This is a genomic window from Methylocella tundrae (assembly GCF_901905185.1).
In the GTDB taxonomy this organism is placed as follows: domain Bacteria; phylum Pseudomonadota; class Alphaproteobacteria; order Rhizobiales; family Beijerinckiaceae; genus Methylocapsa; species Methylocapsa tundrae.
Window position 1 is genome coordinate 128,258 of the sequence record NZ_CABFMQ020000109.1, and the last position, 14,468, is coordinate 142,725.

General features: G+C 64.4%; 14 protein-coding genes. 6 read left to right on the top strand and 8 right to left on the bottom strand.

Annotated elements, in window-relative coordinates; translation table 11 throughout:
* Nucleotides 1-17: 17 nt before the first annotated feature.
* From hpnE to hpnA, 4 genes are read right to left on the bottom strand one after another with little or no spacing between them, the layout of a single operon-like run.
* Nucleotides 18-1,268 (bottom strand): hydroxysqualene dehydroxylase HpnE, encoded by a 1,251-nt coding sequence (hpnE, locus tag MPC4_RS16860; RefSeq protein ID WP_174513533.1) that lies wholly within the window; start codon nucleotides 1,266-1,268, stop codon nucleotides 18-20.
* A 13-nt stretch (nucleotides 1,269-1,281) separates the two neighbouring features.
* The gene (gene hpnD, locus MPC4_RS16865; protein WP_174513534.1) at nucleotides 1,282-2,181 is read right to left on the bottom strand and encodes a presqualene diphosphate synthase HpnD; all 900 of its coding nucleotides are present in this window, start codon (nucleotides 2,179-2,181) and stop codon (nucleotides 1,282-1,284) included.
* Nucleotides 2,178-3,053 (bottom strand): squalene synthase HpnC, encoded by an 876-nt coding sequence (hpnC, locus tag MPC4_RS16870; protein WP_174513535.1) that lies wholly within the window; start codon nucleotides 3,051-3,053, stop codon nucleotides 2,178-2,180. Before hpnC ends, hpnD begins: the two co-directional genes overlap by 4 nt.
* A complete protein-coding gene (gene hpnA, locus MPC4_RS16875) occupies nucleotides 3,050-4,048 on the bottom strand; it encodes a hopanoid-associated sugar epimerase (RefSeq protein ID WP_210253677.1) in 999 nt (332 codons plus the stop codon). The genes hpnC and hpnA overlap by 4 nt, the downstream gene beginning before the upstream one ends.
* A gap of 194 nt (nucleotides 4,049-4,242) precedes the next feature.
* Here hpnA and MPC4_RS16880 point away from each other — a divergent pair, with 194 nt between their 5' ends.
* Both MPC4_RS16880 and MPC4_RS16885 read left to right on the top strand, forming a co-directional pair.
* On the top strand, nucleotides 4,243-5,538 hold the full coding sequence (locus MPC4_RS16880) for an aspartate aminotransferase type Ic (RefSeq protein WP_174513536.1): 1,296 nt from the start codon (nucleotides 4,243-4,245) through the stop codon (nucleotides 5,536-5,538).
* A gap of 277 nt (nucleotides 5,539-5,815) precedes the next feature.
* Nucleotides 5,816-7,651 carry an ABC transporter transmembrane domain-containing protein gene (locus tag MPC4_RS16885; protein ID WP_174513537.1) on the top strand — a complete coding sequence of 612 codons (1,836 nt, stop codon included), beginning with the start codon at nucleotides 5,816-5,818 and terminating at the stop codon, nucleotides 7,649-7,651.
* Nucleotides 7,652-7,722: 71 nt separating this feature from the next.
* On the opposite strand, the gene MPC4_RS16890 is transcribed toward MPC4_RS16885, so the two are convergent.
* The gene (locus tag MPC4_RS16890) at nucleotides 7,723-8,016 is read right to left on the bottom strand and encodes a hypothetical protein (RefSeq protein WP_174513538.1); all 294 of its coding nucleotides are present in this window, start codon (nucleotides 8,014-8,016) and stop codon (nucleotides 7,723-7,725) included.
* Nucleotides 8,017-8,157: 141 nt separating this feature from the next.
* Nucleotides 8,158-8,625: a GNAT family N-acetyltransferase gene (locus tag MPC4_RS16895; RefSeq protein WP_244629073.1), complete on the bottom strand. Its 468-nt coding sequence runs from the start codon at nucleotides 8,623-8,625 to the stop codon at nucleotides 8,158-8,160.
* Here MPC4_RS16895 and MPC4_RS16900 point away from each other — a divergent pair.
* The 3 genes from MPC4_RS16900 (at nucleotide 8,624) to ftsY (ending at nucleotide 11,288) form a co-directional block, all read left to right on the top strand.
* A complete protein-coding gene (locus tag MPC4_RS16900) occupies nucleotides 8,624-8,779 on the top strand; it encodes a hypothetical protein (RefSeq protein WP_174513540.1) in 156 nt (51 codons plus the stop codon). The two genes, MPC4_RS16895 and MPC4_RS16900, sit on opposite strands and share 2 nt — an antisense overlap.
* Before the next feature lie 101 nt (nucleotides 8,780-8,880).
* Nucleotides 8,881-10,077, top strand: a complete 1,197-nt coding sequence (gene recF / locus MPC4_RS16905; protein WP_174513541.1) for a DNA replication/repair protein RecF — start codon at nucleotides 8,881-8,883, stop codon at nucleotides 10,075-10,077.
* A 110-nt stretch (nucleotides 10,078-10,187) separates the two neighbouring features.
* Nucleotides 10,188-11,288, top strand: coding sequence for a signal recognition particle-docking protein FtsY (gene ftsY / locus MPC4_RS16910; protein WP_174513542.1), 1,101 nt, complete (start codon nucleotides 10,188-10,190; stop codon nucleotides 11,286-11,288).
* A gap of 8 nt (nucleotides 11,289-11,296) precedes the next feature.
* Here the strand turns inward: ftsY and miaA are convergent, their stop codons facing one another.
* Nucleotides 11,297-12,214: a tRNA (adenosine(37)-N6)-dimethylallyltransferase MiaA gene (gene miaA, locus MPC4_RS16915; RefSeq protein WP_174513543.1), complete on the bottom strand. Its 918-nt coding sequence runs from the start codon at nucleotides 12,212-12,214 to the stop codon at nucleotides 11,297-11,299.
* Nucleotides 12,215-12,361: 147 nt separating this feature from the next.
* Nucleotides 12,362-13,321 (bottom strand): 4-hydroxy-3-methylbut-2-enyl diphosphate reductase, encoded by a 960-nt coding sequence (gene ispH, locus MPC4_RS16920; protein ID WP_134489187.1) that lies wholly within the window; start codon nucleotides 13,319-13,321, stop codon nucleotides 12,362-12,364.
* Nucleotides 13,322-13,436: 115 nt separating this feature from the next.
* Between ispH and MPC4_RS16925 the strand changes: the two genes are divergently transcribed.
* Nucleotides 13,437-14,330 carry an alpha/beta fold hydrolase gene (locus MPC4_RS16925; protein ID WP_174513544.1) on the top strand — a complete coding sequence of 298 codons (894 nt, stop codon included), beginning with the start codon at nucleotides 13,437-13,439 and terminating at the stop codon, nucleotides 14,328-14,330.
* Nucleotides 14,331-14,468: the final 138 nt, after the last annotated feature.

The following is a 14,468-nucleotide window of genomic DNA, read 5'->3' on the forward strand; positions in this document are numbered from 1 at the left end:
GCCGAAGGCCGTCGCGGTCACGCCTTGCGGCCAGCGATCACATCCGCCGCGCGATGTCCTGACCGGATGGCGCCCTCGATCGTCGCGGGCAAACCCGTCGCCGTCCAGTCCCCGGCCAGCGTCAGATTGGCGACGCTGGTCACGGCGTCGGGGCGGCGCGTATTCTCCTGCGGCGTCGCGGCGAATGTCGCGCGCTTTTCCTTGATGATTTGCCACGGCGGCAGCGGCTGATCAATATGCGCCGCTTCAGCTACTTCCGCCCAAAGCCGCGCGGCAAGCTCCTCCCGCCCAGCGTCGAGCAGGCGATCCGCGCCGCTGATGGTCACGGACAGCCGATCCTTGAAGGCGAAAATCCATTCGACCTCGCCATTGACGACGCCAAGAATGGGCGGCAGACCCGCCGGCGGCGCGATCTTGAAATGGGCGTTGACGATCGCCCGGAAATCCTGCGGGGCGACGAGGCCCGGCATCAGATCCTGCGCGACCCCCGGGGGCGTGGCGAGAATGACTTCATCCTCCGCGTTCAGATCGACGCGCGCGTCGCCGAAATCCAGCGCCGCCGCGCGGTCGCCGGCGAATATGATTTTCCGCAGCCGATGGTCGAGCCGGACGTCGGCGCCGCGCTTGACGAGATGCATCACGGCCGGCTCGATGAAGGCGGCCGAAAGGCCATGCGCGACGATGGGGCGGCAGGCGGCGCCTCCGCGTGCAAGCGTCTCCGCGACGACCGCCCCCGCGAGCTTCGAGGAGCCCTCTGCCGGCTCGGTGTTGAGAGCGGCGAGGAGAAACGGCCGCCAGAGCCTGTCATAGAGCGCGCCCCGGCAAGTCAGCACCTCGTCGATGCGCTTGTCGCGCCCCGGAATGAGAAGCTTTGCCAAGCCGAGATAGTCGCGCCAGCCTGTATCAGGAACGCGGCGGCCCTTCGCGAAGATCCACCAGGGCAGCGGGCCGGCGTTGGGACGCAGGCGCCACCGCTCCTTGGTGGCGAGATCGACGAAAGCGAAATCAGCCTCGGCCGGTTGCGACACGCCTTTGAGGCCGCCGACGCGGCGCAGAAAATCCAGCGCCTCGGCATTCCCCGACAGCAGCAAATGATTGCCATTGTCGATCACTATGCCGAGCGTCGTATCGAAATAAGACCGGCAGCGCCCGCCAGCCTGGCGGGCGGCCTCATAGACGATGATGTCGCGAGAGCCTCCCGCAAGGCGCACCGCGGCGGCGAGCCCGGCGAGGCCCGCGCCTATCACGTGGACGACAGCTTTTGCCATCAGGCCGGTCTCATCAGACGAGCCCATAGCGCAGCAGCGCAAGCACAATGCGAAATTTCGACGCCCGGACGCGCGCGCGCGGCGGCGCGAAGCCTCTCTCGCGAAGGCGCGCCAGAATGGGCCGGTAGGCCATCGCCATGATCATCGGCGCGCGCACGGATTTGCGCGGGCAGCGCGCCATGATGGCCAGCGCCTCACGGAAATGATTTTCCGCGCGCAAAATGAGAGGAGCGCAGGCGTCGGCGAGCGCCGGATGCGCGAGAACCGTCTGCGGCGTCGTCTCGTCGATGCCGGCGGCGGTTAAAGCCTCGCGCGGCAGATAAAGCCGGCCGATCCCTGCGTCCTCATCAAGGTCGCGCAGGATATTTGTGAGTTGCAGCGCACGGCCGAGATGATGCGCGAGCGGGCCGCCCTCCTGCGCCGGAACGCCGAAAACCCGCACGCTGAGGCGCCCGACCGCGCTCGCGACGCGGTCGCAATAGAGATCGAGGGTCGCAAAGTCCGGCGCCCTGATGTCGGCGTCGACATCCATCTCCATGCCGTCGATGACCGCCAGGAAGTCCTCGCGGCGCAGATCGAAGGAACTGATCGCGGCCGCAAGCCCCGGAGTAACGTTTGGCGCAAGGCTTGCGGCGAAGGCCTGCGGCGGCGTTCCGGCGTAAAGCGCGTCGATGTCGCTCCGCCACTGCGCCAGCGCCGCTTTTCGCGCCGGGGCCGGGCCGCCGTCATCTGCGATGTCGTCGACGGCGCGGCAGAAGGAATAGATTTCGAACATCGCCTCGCGCTGCGCCGGCGGCAGAATGCGCATCGCCGCATAAAAGGAGCTGCCGCGCGAATGCGCGGCGGCGTCCGCTCCCGCGTTCTGCGGCTCGGGGCAGGCTTTGGCCGCCCCGGCTTGAGCGTTGGCGATCATTGCGCCGCCTTCCAGGCCGGCCGCGCCAAACGCCGCAGGATATTGGGAAGGCTGGACGCAACGCCGACGCAGGCCCAGCCTAACGCGGCCGCCTTGCCGAGATGAACTTCATCCCTCAAAGGGTCGCGTTCGCGTAAGATCTGGTTGAGCCGCTGAGCCAGCTTTGCGATCACCGCAGTCTCGAGACTGAGGCGCAGATCGCGGACCTGTGGCGGCAAAGCAGCGCCGGCCTCGATCAGCGTCGCGGTTTTGGCGATGAGACCGTCAAGACAGGCTCTGAGTTGCGGCGAGGCCTTGTCGCCGGCAAGGGCTCCGATGCAGGCGCCTGCCCCGGCAAGCGCGTCGCCGGGGATATAGACGCGATCGAGATTGCGATAGTCGGCGGCGCAGTCCTGCAAATGATTGATGACCTGCAACGCGCTGCAAAGCGCGTCGGAGGCAGGCCATGTCGCTTCGCTCTCGCCATGGACGTCAAGCACGAATCGGCCGACCGGCGCCGCCGAATGGGCGCAATAGTCCATCAATTCATCCCAATTGGCGTAGCGGTGCTTGACTGCGTCCATGCGGAATGCGCGCAGGAGATCGAGCGCGTGGCGCGGCGACAATTTTTTTTGCGCGGCGAGAATCGCGCGCAGAGGCTTTGCCGCCGCAACCGCTTCGCTTTTACCCAGCAGCGTCGCCTCGAAAGCGTCGAGCCCGTCGAGCTTTTGCTGGGGTGACAAAAGCCCATTGTCTACAACGTCGTCGGCGCCGCGCGCGAACTGATAATAGGCAAGGATCGCGGCCCGGTGCTGCGGCGCGATCAGTTTCGAGGCGACCGGGAAATTCTCGCCCTTATGCGTTTTTGAAGGTTCGATCGCGATAGCGCTCATTTCAAATGCCCATTTTGGGTGAACCACGCCAACGCGTCGCTCAGCGCTTCGCGATAGGGCCGCGCCGCATAGCCGAGGCAACGCTCGGCCTTGGCCGAACTGAAAAACATCCGGTGCTTCGACATGCGCAGGCCGTCGATCGTCACAAAAGGCTCTTTTTGAGTGAAATGCGCGGCGGCTTCGGCGGCAAGGGCCAGGGGATAGAGCAGCGGACGCGGGAAGCGAAACCGCGGCGGCCTGCGTCCGCACAATTCGGCGATATCGCCCAGCATGCGGGCGAGCGGCACATCCTGCCCGCCTAGAATATAGTGTTCGCCGATTTTGCCTTGACGAAGCGCGGCGAGATGACCCTCGGCGACATCGTCGACATGGACGAGATTGAGGCCGGTGTCGACATAGCCCGGAATGCGGCCCATCGCCGCCTCGACAATGATGCGGCCGGTCGGCGTCGGCTTCACGTCGCGCGGACCGACGGGGGTCGAGGGATGCACGATGACGGCCGGCAGTTGATTGCGCGCGATCATCTCCCGCACAATGTTCTCGGCGACGATCTTACTGCGCTTATAGGCCCCGATGGCGCCGGACGCGGGGAGCTTCGCTGTTTCATCGGCGGGAGCGCCGCTCAAGGGACATGCGATGGTGGCGACGCTGCTCGTATAGACGACGCGCTCGACGCCGGCGGCGAGCGCCGCCTCCATCAGGACGCGCGTTCCCTCGCTGTTGGTGCGAAGGATGTCCTGCGGGCGGCGCGCCCAAAGGCGATAATCGGCGGCGACATGGAACAGGAACCGCGCGTCGGCCATCGCCTTGGCGACGGACGCGGGATCGCACATATCGCCTTCGACAATTTCGGCGTCGAGATTGGCGAGATTCAGCCGGCTCGCGGTCGGGCGCAGCAGCACCCTGACCCGATAGCCGGTTTTCGCCAAGGCATGCGCCACGGCGGATCCGACGAAGCCCGAGGCTCCCGTGACCAGAACCTTGTCACCCGTCACGCCATCCAGTTCCCGTGTACGCGCAAATCGCTTCTTGCCCCACTGCCGCGGCAATATCACCTATGGCATCATTTCAGCAACCGCCGTCAATGGCTGGTTTCCAAACTGCGGCGATGGCGCGCTGGCGCGGACGCGCGCGGAGCGTTATGAACACGCCAAATTTATCGCCTGACATTTGAAAAAGAAGAGCGCCCATGACCCTCATCGCCGATCTTTCCACGCCTGAGCTCGCGGCGCTGCGAAGCAGCGTTCAAGCCCGATATGACGCCTTCCGCAGCCAGGGTCTGAAGCTCGATATGACGCGCGGCAAGCCCGCGCCGGATCAGCTCGATCTCGCCAACGCCATGCTCGCCCTTCCCGGCAATGGCGATTATTTCAGCGCGGCTGGCGAGGACGGGCGCAATTACGGCAATTTGCAGGGTCTCGCCGAAACGCGGGCCTTGTTCTCGCCCATTCTCGGCGCGCCCGCAGACCGTGTCGTCGTCGGCGACAATTCGAGCCTCGCCTTGATGCATGATTGCATCGTCTATGCTCTGCTCAAGGGCGTTCCCGGCTCGGCCCGGCCATGGTCGAAAGAGGGAAGCCCCGCTTTCATCTGCCCCGCGCCCGGCTATGACCGTCATTTCGCGATCCTTGAGGAATTCGGCATCCGCATGCTGCCCGTCGCCATGACGGGCCACGGACCGGATATGGACGCTGTTGAAAAGCTCGCCGCTGATCCTTCCGTCAAAGGCATGTGGTGCGTGCCGAAATATTCCAATCCGACCGGAGAGATCTATTCCGACGAGACGATCGCACGGTTGGCCGCGCTGCGCGCGGCCGCGCCCGATTTCCGGCTGTTCTGGGATAACGCCTATTGCGTCCATCATTTGACGGAACGCCGCAACGAAATCCCCAACATCCTTGAAGAATGCGAACGCGCCGGCCATCCCGACCGGGCCTTCATCTTCGCCTCGACGTCGAAAGTCACGCTTGCCGGGGCCGGCGTCGCCTTTTTCGCTTCCTCCGCCGCCAATGTGCGCTGGTATCTTTCCAGCGCGTCGAAGCGCTCGATCGGCCCCGACAAGCTGAACCAGCTGCGCCACGTCCGCTTTCTGCGCGACGTCGCCGGCGTCGAGCGCCACATGGACGCCCATCGCGCTCTGATCGCGCCGAAATTCGCCGCCGTCGCCGAGGCGCTGGAGCGTCATCTCGCGGGGACCGGCGCCGCACGCTGGACCGCGCCGGAGGGCGGCTATTTCATCAGCGTCGAAGCCACCGCCGGAACGGCGAAGCGCGTCGTGGAGCTGGCCAAGGCCGCCGGCGTCGCGCTCACCCCCGCCGGCGCCACCTGGCCGTATGGCAAAGACCCGCATGACAGCAACCTGCGCCTCGCGCCGACCTTCCCGACCCTTGCCGAGGTGCGCGCCGCGTCGGAGGGAATAGCACTCTGCATTCTCCTCGCGGCGATCGAAGCGCGCGCTGTCCATCGCGCCGAATCCGCCGCCTAGCGCTTTCCGATCGAATGGAGTCATTCGATCGATCAGAAATCGCTCCAGATTCAAAAGCTAGAGCATGTTCTTGTCGATCAGATCGAACCGATCTGATCGGAATATGCTCTAGCGGGCGAACAGAAGACGTCGCCCTTAATCTGGAGTAAAGCGTCAGCGACCGCATCATGCGACCGACCTGATGTCCAAACCGTGAATTGCCGTGAAGGCGCCCACGCCTTCATAAACGGGCGCGGGCGAGTCCCGCCCGCACATCGAAGCTAGCTGGTAGAGATTTATGACCGAAACCGCCGTCTCTTTAGAACCGGTCGCCGTACCGGTCGAAAAGCCGAAGAAGCCGTCGCCGCGCGCGCTTTTGCCGCTGCTGCCTTATGTGGCGCGCTATCGAGGGCGGATCGCCGGCGCGCTGCTCGCCGTGACGGCGGCGGCCGGGGCGACCCTCGCCGTGCCGATGGCGCTCCGGCGCGTGATCGATTTCGGCTTCACGCAGGAGAGCGCCGGCCTCATCAACCAGTATTTCTTCGCGCTCATCGGCGTCGCCGCGATCCTGGCGATCGCGTCAGGCGCGCGCTTTTATTTTGTCACCACTTTGGGCGAGCGGGTCGTCGCGGACTTGCGATCGAGGGTTTTCGAGCATCTCTGCGGGCTCGACGCGGCCTTCTTCGATTCGGCCCGCATCGGCGAACTGATGTCGCGGCTCACCGCCGATACGATACAGCTGAAGTCGGCCTTCAGCGCGACGGCGGCTCTCGCCTTGCGCAACTTTTTCCTGTTCGCCGGCGCGATCGCGCTGATGGTCTATACGAGCCCGAAACTCTCGGCCTCTGTCCTCATCGCCATTCCGATCATCGTGCTGCCGCTGGTCGCCTCGGGTCGTCTCGTGCGCAAGCGCTCGCGCAAGGCGCAGGACACGCTGGCGGAGGCGACCGCTTACGCCTCCGAAAATCTTTCGGCCGTGCGGGTGATGCAGTCCTATGGCGCGGAGCACGCCACGGCGGAGCGCTTCAACGCCGCCGCGGAAGGCGCTTACGAGGCCGCGCAGAAAGCCGCGGCGGCGCGAGCGCGCCTCACCATCGTGGTGATCTTTCTGGTCTTCTCCAGCATCGTCGGCGTGCTCTGGTTTGGCGCCCATGACGTGCTCGCGGGACGAATCACCGGCGGCATGCTGTCGCAGTTCCTTATTTACGCCGTTCTGGCGGCGAGCTCGCTGAGCGAACTGAGCCAGGTGTGGGGCGAAATCGCCTCCTCCGCCGGAGCCGCCGGGCGCCTTGGCGAGCTTCTCGCCCTGAAGCCACGCATCGTCGCGCCGGTTCCGGCCGTTCCCCTGCCCTCCCCGGGGCGCGGCGAAATTCGCTTCGAGGACGTCGCCTTCGCCTATCCGACGCGGCCCGACGAGGATGCGCTGAGCGATCTTTCCTTCCACATCGCGCCCGGCGAAACCGTTGCGATCGTCGGCCCATCCGGCGCCGGCAAGACGACGATCTTCCAGCTCCTGCAGCGCTTCTACGACCCGTCCGCCGGACGCATCCTGCTCGACGGCGTCGACATCAAGAGCGCCGATCCGGCGGAATTGCGCAAACGGATCAAAGGCGTGCCGCAAGATCCGGTGATCTTCGGCATCTCGATCGCCGACAATATCCGCTATGGCAAGCCGGACGCGAGCGACGAAGAGGTGCGAGACGCTGCGCGGCGCGCGGCGGCGGATGATTTCATCAGCGCCTTGCCGGAAGGTTACGCCACGCGGGCCGGCGAACGCGGCGTCACGCTTTCGGGCGGCCAGCGCCAGCGCATCGCCATTGCGCGGGCGATCTTGCAGGATGCGCCCGTCCTGCTGCTCGACGAGGCGACGTCGGCGCTCGATTCGGAAAACGAAGTGCTGGTCCAGACGGCGCTCGAAAAAGTCATGTCCGAGCGCACGACGCTGGTCATCGCCCATCGTCTCGCGACGGTGCTCAACGCCAACCGGATTCTGGTTCTGGACAAGGGCCGCGTCGTCGAGGAAGGCGCCCACGCGGCCCTCGTCAACAAGAATGGCCTCTACGCCCGCCTGGCCAAGCTGCAATTCGAGACCGGCGCGGCGGCTCTGAAAAGCGATCAGGCGGCGGCGGAATAAAAAAGCGCCCTCTCAGCCAAGAGGGCGCGAAACCAGAATTCAGCGCGAAAACGAGTTCGCTTCAACCGCGACTAGTCGTCGCAATCGTCGTCGTGATCGCTCGCCTGGAACTGTCCGAGCTTCGCCCAGGTCGTGGCGCATGTTTCTTTTTTTGCTTGCCATTGCGACATCAGATCGTCGAAGATGGGCTCGTCAAAGTTGAAGACATGCCGGGGATTGACAGCGGTCGGCGCGGAAATGCCGAACTTGATGGCGCTGAGCATTCCCGGATCGGCGACATGGACGCCTTGCTCGGAGGTCGTCATCAGAACGCGTTTGAGCGGCTTTCCGCCAAAATCCTGTACCGTGACAAACTGTTGAAGCATTCGTGAAATCTCCATGCGCGTTTGCGCGCGGCGGTCATAAGACGGCTGCGACGTTATGCGCGGCCTTCATGACGCGATTGAGAAAATTTCTCAAGGGCCTCCCGAAAAATTTTTGGAATCGAGGGGCTCTAAAAAGATATTTTAGCCGGGCGGCGCTGCGCGCAGCCGCCAGATTTTCAGCCCCGAATGCGGGTTGACGCCGGTCGCGACCGTCTCAAATCCCTCTCGTGCGTAGAAGCGGAGCGCCCTTGGATTGTCCTGATTGACGTCGAGAAACAGAGGCTTGGACGAGATCCGCCGGGCTTCCCGCAAAAGGGCCGCAGCCGCGCCAGAGCCCTTCGCCTCGCTCGCGACCGCGATCTGGTCAAGATAGCCGGTGGCGGGATCGAAGGTGACGAAACCAAGGAGGCGCCCACCATCGTCGCGGCCGCAGATCGTCATCGCTCCAGCCGCCTCCAACGCCGGCAGATGGCCGCAAAACCATTCCCTTCGCGCGGAAAAATCAATATCCGGCATTGCTTCCCGCCAGCTCGCGACCCAAAGATCGGCAAGGGGCTCAAGATCCGCGTCGGTCCTCCGGCGCAGGGAGGAGAGAAGCTCATCGGCCATGTTCATCGGCGCGATTTTGGACGCCGAAGGCGCGTTCGCTATCAAATCCGGCGCATTTTTGCTGAAAGAGGTTGCCGCGCTGAAGAAAACGAAAATGTCTCCGAGTTGCTGCTTTGCTGCATTTCGTCTCGCGAACCATTATTTTCTCCGCTGACCGATCCCCCTGAGCACTTCGAGCTTCAGGGGCAAAGAAGCGCCGCACTTCTCTAGCCAATCCCGCGCGCCGGCGCGACGCAAGCAAAATCCCGGGAATCCATGCACGCCGCCGCTCCGCCGACCGAAACCTTGACGCATAAGCGCGAAGATCCGGCGCAGGCTGGCGTCAAACGCCTGACGCTCTCTGATTTTCGCTCCTACGCCACGCTTGACCTTGCATTGAACGCGCGGACGATCGTGCTGACGGGAGACAATGGCGCGGGCAAGACCAATGTGCTCGAAGCTCTTTCGCTGCTGACGCCGGGGCGCGGCCTGCGCCGGGCGGAGCTCGGCGATTGCGCCCGCAATGACGGCGCAGGCGGCTTTGCCGTTTCGGTCGAGATCCAAACGTCCCTCGGCGGCGTCCAGCTCGGCACCGGGATCGAGCAGAATGGCGCGGCGGCGCCCTCGCGCAGATATCGCATCGACCGGGAATCGGCGCCGTCGATTCGCGCTTTTTGCGATCATGTCCGCGTCGTCTGGCTCACGCCCGCCATGGACGGACTCTTCACCGGGCCCGCCGGAGACCGCCGGCGCTTCCTCGACCGTCTCGTGCTTTCGATCGACGCCGATCACGGCGCAAGGGTCAATGCGCTCGAACGCGCTCTGCGCGGCCGCAATCGCCTGCTCGAAGACCGTCTTGGGTCGAGCGAGCGCATCTGGCTCGACGCGATCGAGCGCGAAGTCGCCGAACTCGCCATCGCCGTCGCCGCCGCCCGCTTCGAGACGGTCTCAAAACTCTCCGCTCTGATTTCCGATGCGCGGGGCGAAGCCGATTCGCGGTTTCCCTTCGCGGAACTGAAGCTTCAGGGCGAAATCGACAGTCTCATCGAAACCCGTCCCGCGCTCGAGGCCGAAGACATCTATCGCCGCATCCTGCGCGACAATCGCGGGCGCGACGCCAGCGCCGGGCGCACATTGATCGGACCGCAGTCGAGCGATCTGCGCGTCCGCCACGGCGTCAAGCAGGCGGAGGCGGCGCAGACGTCGACCGGCGAGCAGAAGGCCCTGCTCGTCGGCCTCATCCTCGCGCAGGCCCGTCTCGTCAAAGCGATGAGCGGCATGGCGCCGCTGGTCCTGCTCGATGAGATCGCCGCGCATTTCGACCCGACGCGACGCGCCGCGCTTTATGATTTGCTGGCGATCCTTGGCGCGCAGGTCTGGCTGACAGGCGCCGATCCTTCCGCTTTTGCCGGTCTCGAAGGCAAGGCGCAAATGCTGAAAGTCACGCCGGGCAGGATCAGCGCCTTCAATTGAGCGCAGAGGGCTTATATAGCAGTGAGGCGAGCTGCCGCCACCGCCCCTGAGCGAGCGTTGCGGCTCCAGCCTTTGATGGCGCCATCCTCGATGGCAAAACCGGACTTTGAATGGCAAAAGACAATGACGCGGGCAATGGCGCCGCCAAGCCGAAACTCGGTCTCCTTGGCCGGATGTTCGACCGGCGGGGGGAGCCGGCGGCCGCGGCCGAGCCGCCGCCACAACAGAAAGAAGCGGCGACGCCCGTTCCAGCTCCGGCTGAGCCCGCGCCGAAAGGCTGGTGGGAGCGGTTGCGCCACAGCCTTGCGCGCTCGTCCAATTCGATCGGCACGGGCCTTGTCGCGATCTTCACCAAGCGACGTCTCGACGCGGGAATGCTCGACGACCTCGAAGACGTGCTGATCCGGGCGGATCTTGGCGTCGCCACCGCCGCGCGCATCGCCGAAATCGTCGGCAAAGGCCGATATGACAAGACGATCGAGGTCGAAGAGGTCAAGGAAATTCTGGCGGCGGAGGTCGAGCGCGTGCTTGCGCCCTACGCCCGGCCGATCGAGATCGACGCAGGCGTCAAACCTTACGTGATTCTCGTCGTCGGGGTGAACGGATCAGGAAAGACGACGACGATCGGCAAGCTGGCGACGCAATTGACCGGCGAAGGCCGGCGCGTGATGCTCGCCGCGGGAGACACTTTTCGGGCCGCGGCGATCGAGCAATTGCGCATCTGGGGCGCGCGGGTCGGCTGCGAGGTCGTCGCCCGCGAGCAGGGGTCAGAAGCCTCGGCGCTGGCGTTCGACGCCATCCGCAGGGCGCGCGAGACCGAGGCGGACGTGCTTTTAATGGATACCGCCGGGCGCCTGCAAAATCGCGCCGAACTGATGGCCGAACTCGAAAAAATCATCCGCGTCATGAAAAAGGTCGATCCCTCCGCGCCGCATGCCGTGCTTTTGGTGCTGGACGCGACCGTCGGCCAGAACGCCATGAACCAGGTCGAGATTTTCGGTAAAGTGGCGGGCGTCACCGGCCTCGTCATGACCAAGCTCGACGGCACCGCGCGCGGCGGCATCCTCGTCGCCATCGCCGAGAAATTCAAGCTGCCGGTCCACTACATCGGCATCGGCGAAGGTCCCGGCGACATAGCAGCCTTCGAGGCGCGCGATTTCGCCAGAGCCATCGCCGGCATGGATGAGGAAAGTCTCGCCGGCCCGCGCTGAGTTCACGGCTACGCCAGCGCCAAAGCCTCGGCGCCGGCTTCATTCGCGCATTCAAATCCAGGTAGTTGATGGCGTGCGAAGGTGAATTGGCGCCGCGCATAGGTCCAGGTGTCGCGTTTGGCCAAAAGGCTCGCCTCGCCGAGGGTGATTTCGCCGTTGAGACAGGCGATCAGATGGCGAAGCCCATGCGCGCGCATCAGCGGCAGCGCGGAATCGAGATCGCGCCCGCGCAGGATTTCGGCCTCCTCCAGCGCGCCGGCGTCAAGCATCAGGTCGAAACGCGCGCCGATCCGCCGCTTGAGCTCGTCGCGGCCGGGATCGAGGAACATGGCGCGGGTCTGAGTGATGTCCATCAGCGGCGGCGAGCGCAGGCCCTGGAACGCGGCAAGGCTTTGCCCCGTCGCCTCAAAAACTTCGAGCGCGCGCAAAATGCGTTGCGGATCGGTCGGGCGCAGGCGCGCCGCCATCACGGGATCGCAGGCGGCAAGCCGCCGGTGCAGCTCGGCGGGAGTGGCGGCGGCGCCCTCAGCTCGCACACGAGCCCTAATCTCTTCCGGCACAGGAGGAATGGCGGATAGGCCTTGCGTCAGCGCTTTGAAATAAAGCCCTGTGCCGCCGACGAAAATCGGCAGGCGCCCTTCGGTCTGCGCTTCGCCCAGCGCCTCGCGCGCGGCCTCGAGCCAGAGAGCGACCGAATAATTGACCGCTGCGTCGATCTCGCCGAACAGGCGATGCGGCGCTTGAGCCTCTTCCTCGATGCTGGGACGCGCCGTCAAAACTCGCAGATCGCGGTAGACCTGCATTGAATCGGCGTTGATGAGAACGCCGCCCATGGCGCGCGCCAGCCGTAGCGCCAGCGCCGACTTGCCGCTGGCGGTCGGTCCGGCGATGAGAATTGCGGAGGGATGTTTTGCGAGCGTTGTCACTGCGATGTGCGGGCGACTTGATGGATTCCAACCGGAATCACCATGCGTTTGAGCAGAATGCGTTCAAACGAAAACGCATCAAGCTCGAACCTTAGTTTTGACGCATGATGTGGGTCCGAAAAGTGTGCGCCTTTTCGGCGTTATGTTTTAGACCGTGGCGCGGCGCAGCTCACGCGGCAGCGGGAAGAATACGCCCTCATTCGCGGTCGAGATCTCCTCGACATGCAAATCAAACCGCTGCGCGAAGGCGTCCATGATTTCTTCGACGAGGATTTCCGGCGCGGAGGCCCCCGCCGTGATGCCAAGCGAAGAAATATTGGAAAATAATTCCCATTCCACGTCGTCGGCCCGCAGCACGAGACGCGCCAGCTTGCAGCCCGAGCGCTCGGCGACCTCCTTCAGTCGCTGCGAGTTTGAGGAGTTCGAAGAACCGACGACGATCAGCGCATCGACGATCGGGGCGATGCGCTTCACCGCCTCCTGGCGATTGGTGGTCGCATAGCAAATATCCTCGCGATGCGGCCCGACGATATTTGGAAACCGCCGCGTCAAGGCGTCGACCATGTTGCGCGTGTCGTCGACCGACAGCGTCGTCTGCGTCACATAAGCGAGATTATTTTCATCCGCGACCTGCAACGTCGCGATGTCTTCGACGGTCTGCACCAGAACGATCGAGCCGCCCGGCAATTGGCCGAGGGTGCCAACGACCTCCGGGTGCCCCGCATGGCCGACGAGGAGCACCTGGCGGCCCTGCCTGTGGTGCAGTTCGGCTTCGCGATGCACCTTTGTCACCAGAGGACAGGTCGCGTCGATGGCGAATATGTTGCGCGAGGAAGCCTCGACCGGAATCGATTTTGGAACGCCATGGGCGGAAAAAATCACCGGCTGCGAGGTGTCGGGCACTTCGTCGAGTTCTTCGACGAAGATGGCGCCTTTGGCTTTCAGCGTCTCAACGACATATTTATTGTGCACGATCTCATGGCGCACATAGACCGGGGCGCCATAAATGCGAAGCGCCTCTTCGACAGCGTCGATCGCGCGGACGACGCCAGCGCAAAAACCGCGCGGCGCGCAAAGAAGGACATTTAGCTTTGGCTTGACGGACATGCAGCGCTCGGCCTGAGATGCAACACGTTTAGGAGTCCGGCGGTTCTGATGTCAAGTGCGGCGGGGCCGCAGGCGTCGCGGCCGCCGACCCGGCGCAGAGGCAAGGAGCGCTCTTATGACAGATCTCGCCGATCTTTTTCCCGGCTTTTCTACGCATTGGGTCGCTACGGAGGCCGGGCGGTTTTTCGTGCGCGCGCACGGCGAAGGCCCTCCGCTGCTGCTGCTGCATGGCTATCCGCAAACCCATGTCGAATGGCACAGGATCGCGCCAAAGCTCGCCGAGCGCTTTTCGGTCGTTTTGATGGACATGCGCGGTTACGGCTGGTCCGGCGCGCCCCGCAGCGAAAAGGGCGCCCTTTATACCAAGCGCCTGATGGCGCAGGACGCCATAGCGGTGATGGAAAAACTCGGCCATATCCGCTTCAGCCTCCTTGGGCATGATCGCGGCGCGCGCGTCGGCTATAGGCTCGCGCTCGATCACCCGGAGCGCCTCGAAAAACTCGCCCTCATCGACATCATTCCAACCGCCTCGCGCTGGCGGAGCCTCAATGCGGCGGAAGCGTTGAAAGCCTATCACTGGATGTTTCTGGCGCAGCCGGAGCCCTTGCCGGAGACGCTGATCGGCGCCGCCGCGAATTTTTACGTCGATTACACGCTCGCGAACTGGACCGCCGCCAAGGATCTGTCCGCCTTCGATCCCCGCGCCCTCGCCCATTATCGCGCCGCGCTGAACGAGCCCTCGCGCATTCATGCGACCTGCGAGGATTATCGCGCCGGCGCGACGATCGACCGCAACGACGACGAAGCCGACGAAGCCGCCGGCAAAAAAATCACGGCGCCGCTCCTGGTTCTCTGGGGCGGGCGCGGACTGGGCGGCGGCGACAGCTCGACCCTTGATATCTGGCGCCAATGGGCCGGGAACGTGCAGGGCCAGCCGCTCCAGGGGGGCCATTTCTTGCCCGAGGAAAACCCCGAGGCGACGCTGGAGGCCGTGCTCGCGTTTCTTTGAGGGGAGTCAAAGGCGAAATCGTGGAACCGGCAGCAGCAATGGGCTTGCGGTTCTGACGAACCCCCGGCATTGAAACGCAGAAGCCGCTCGCGCGATCTGTAATTATAATAGCTCACCGGGATGGCGCGCGGATTGCTT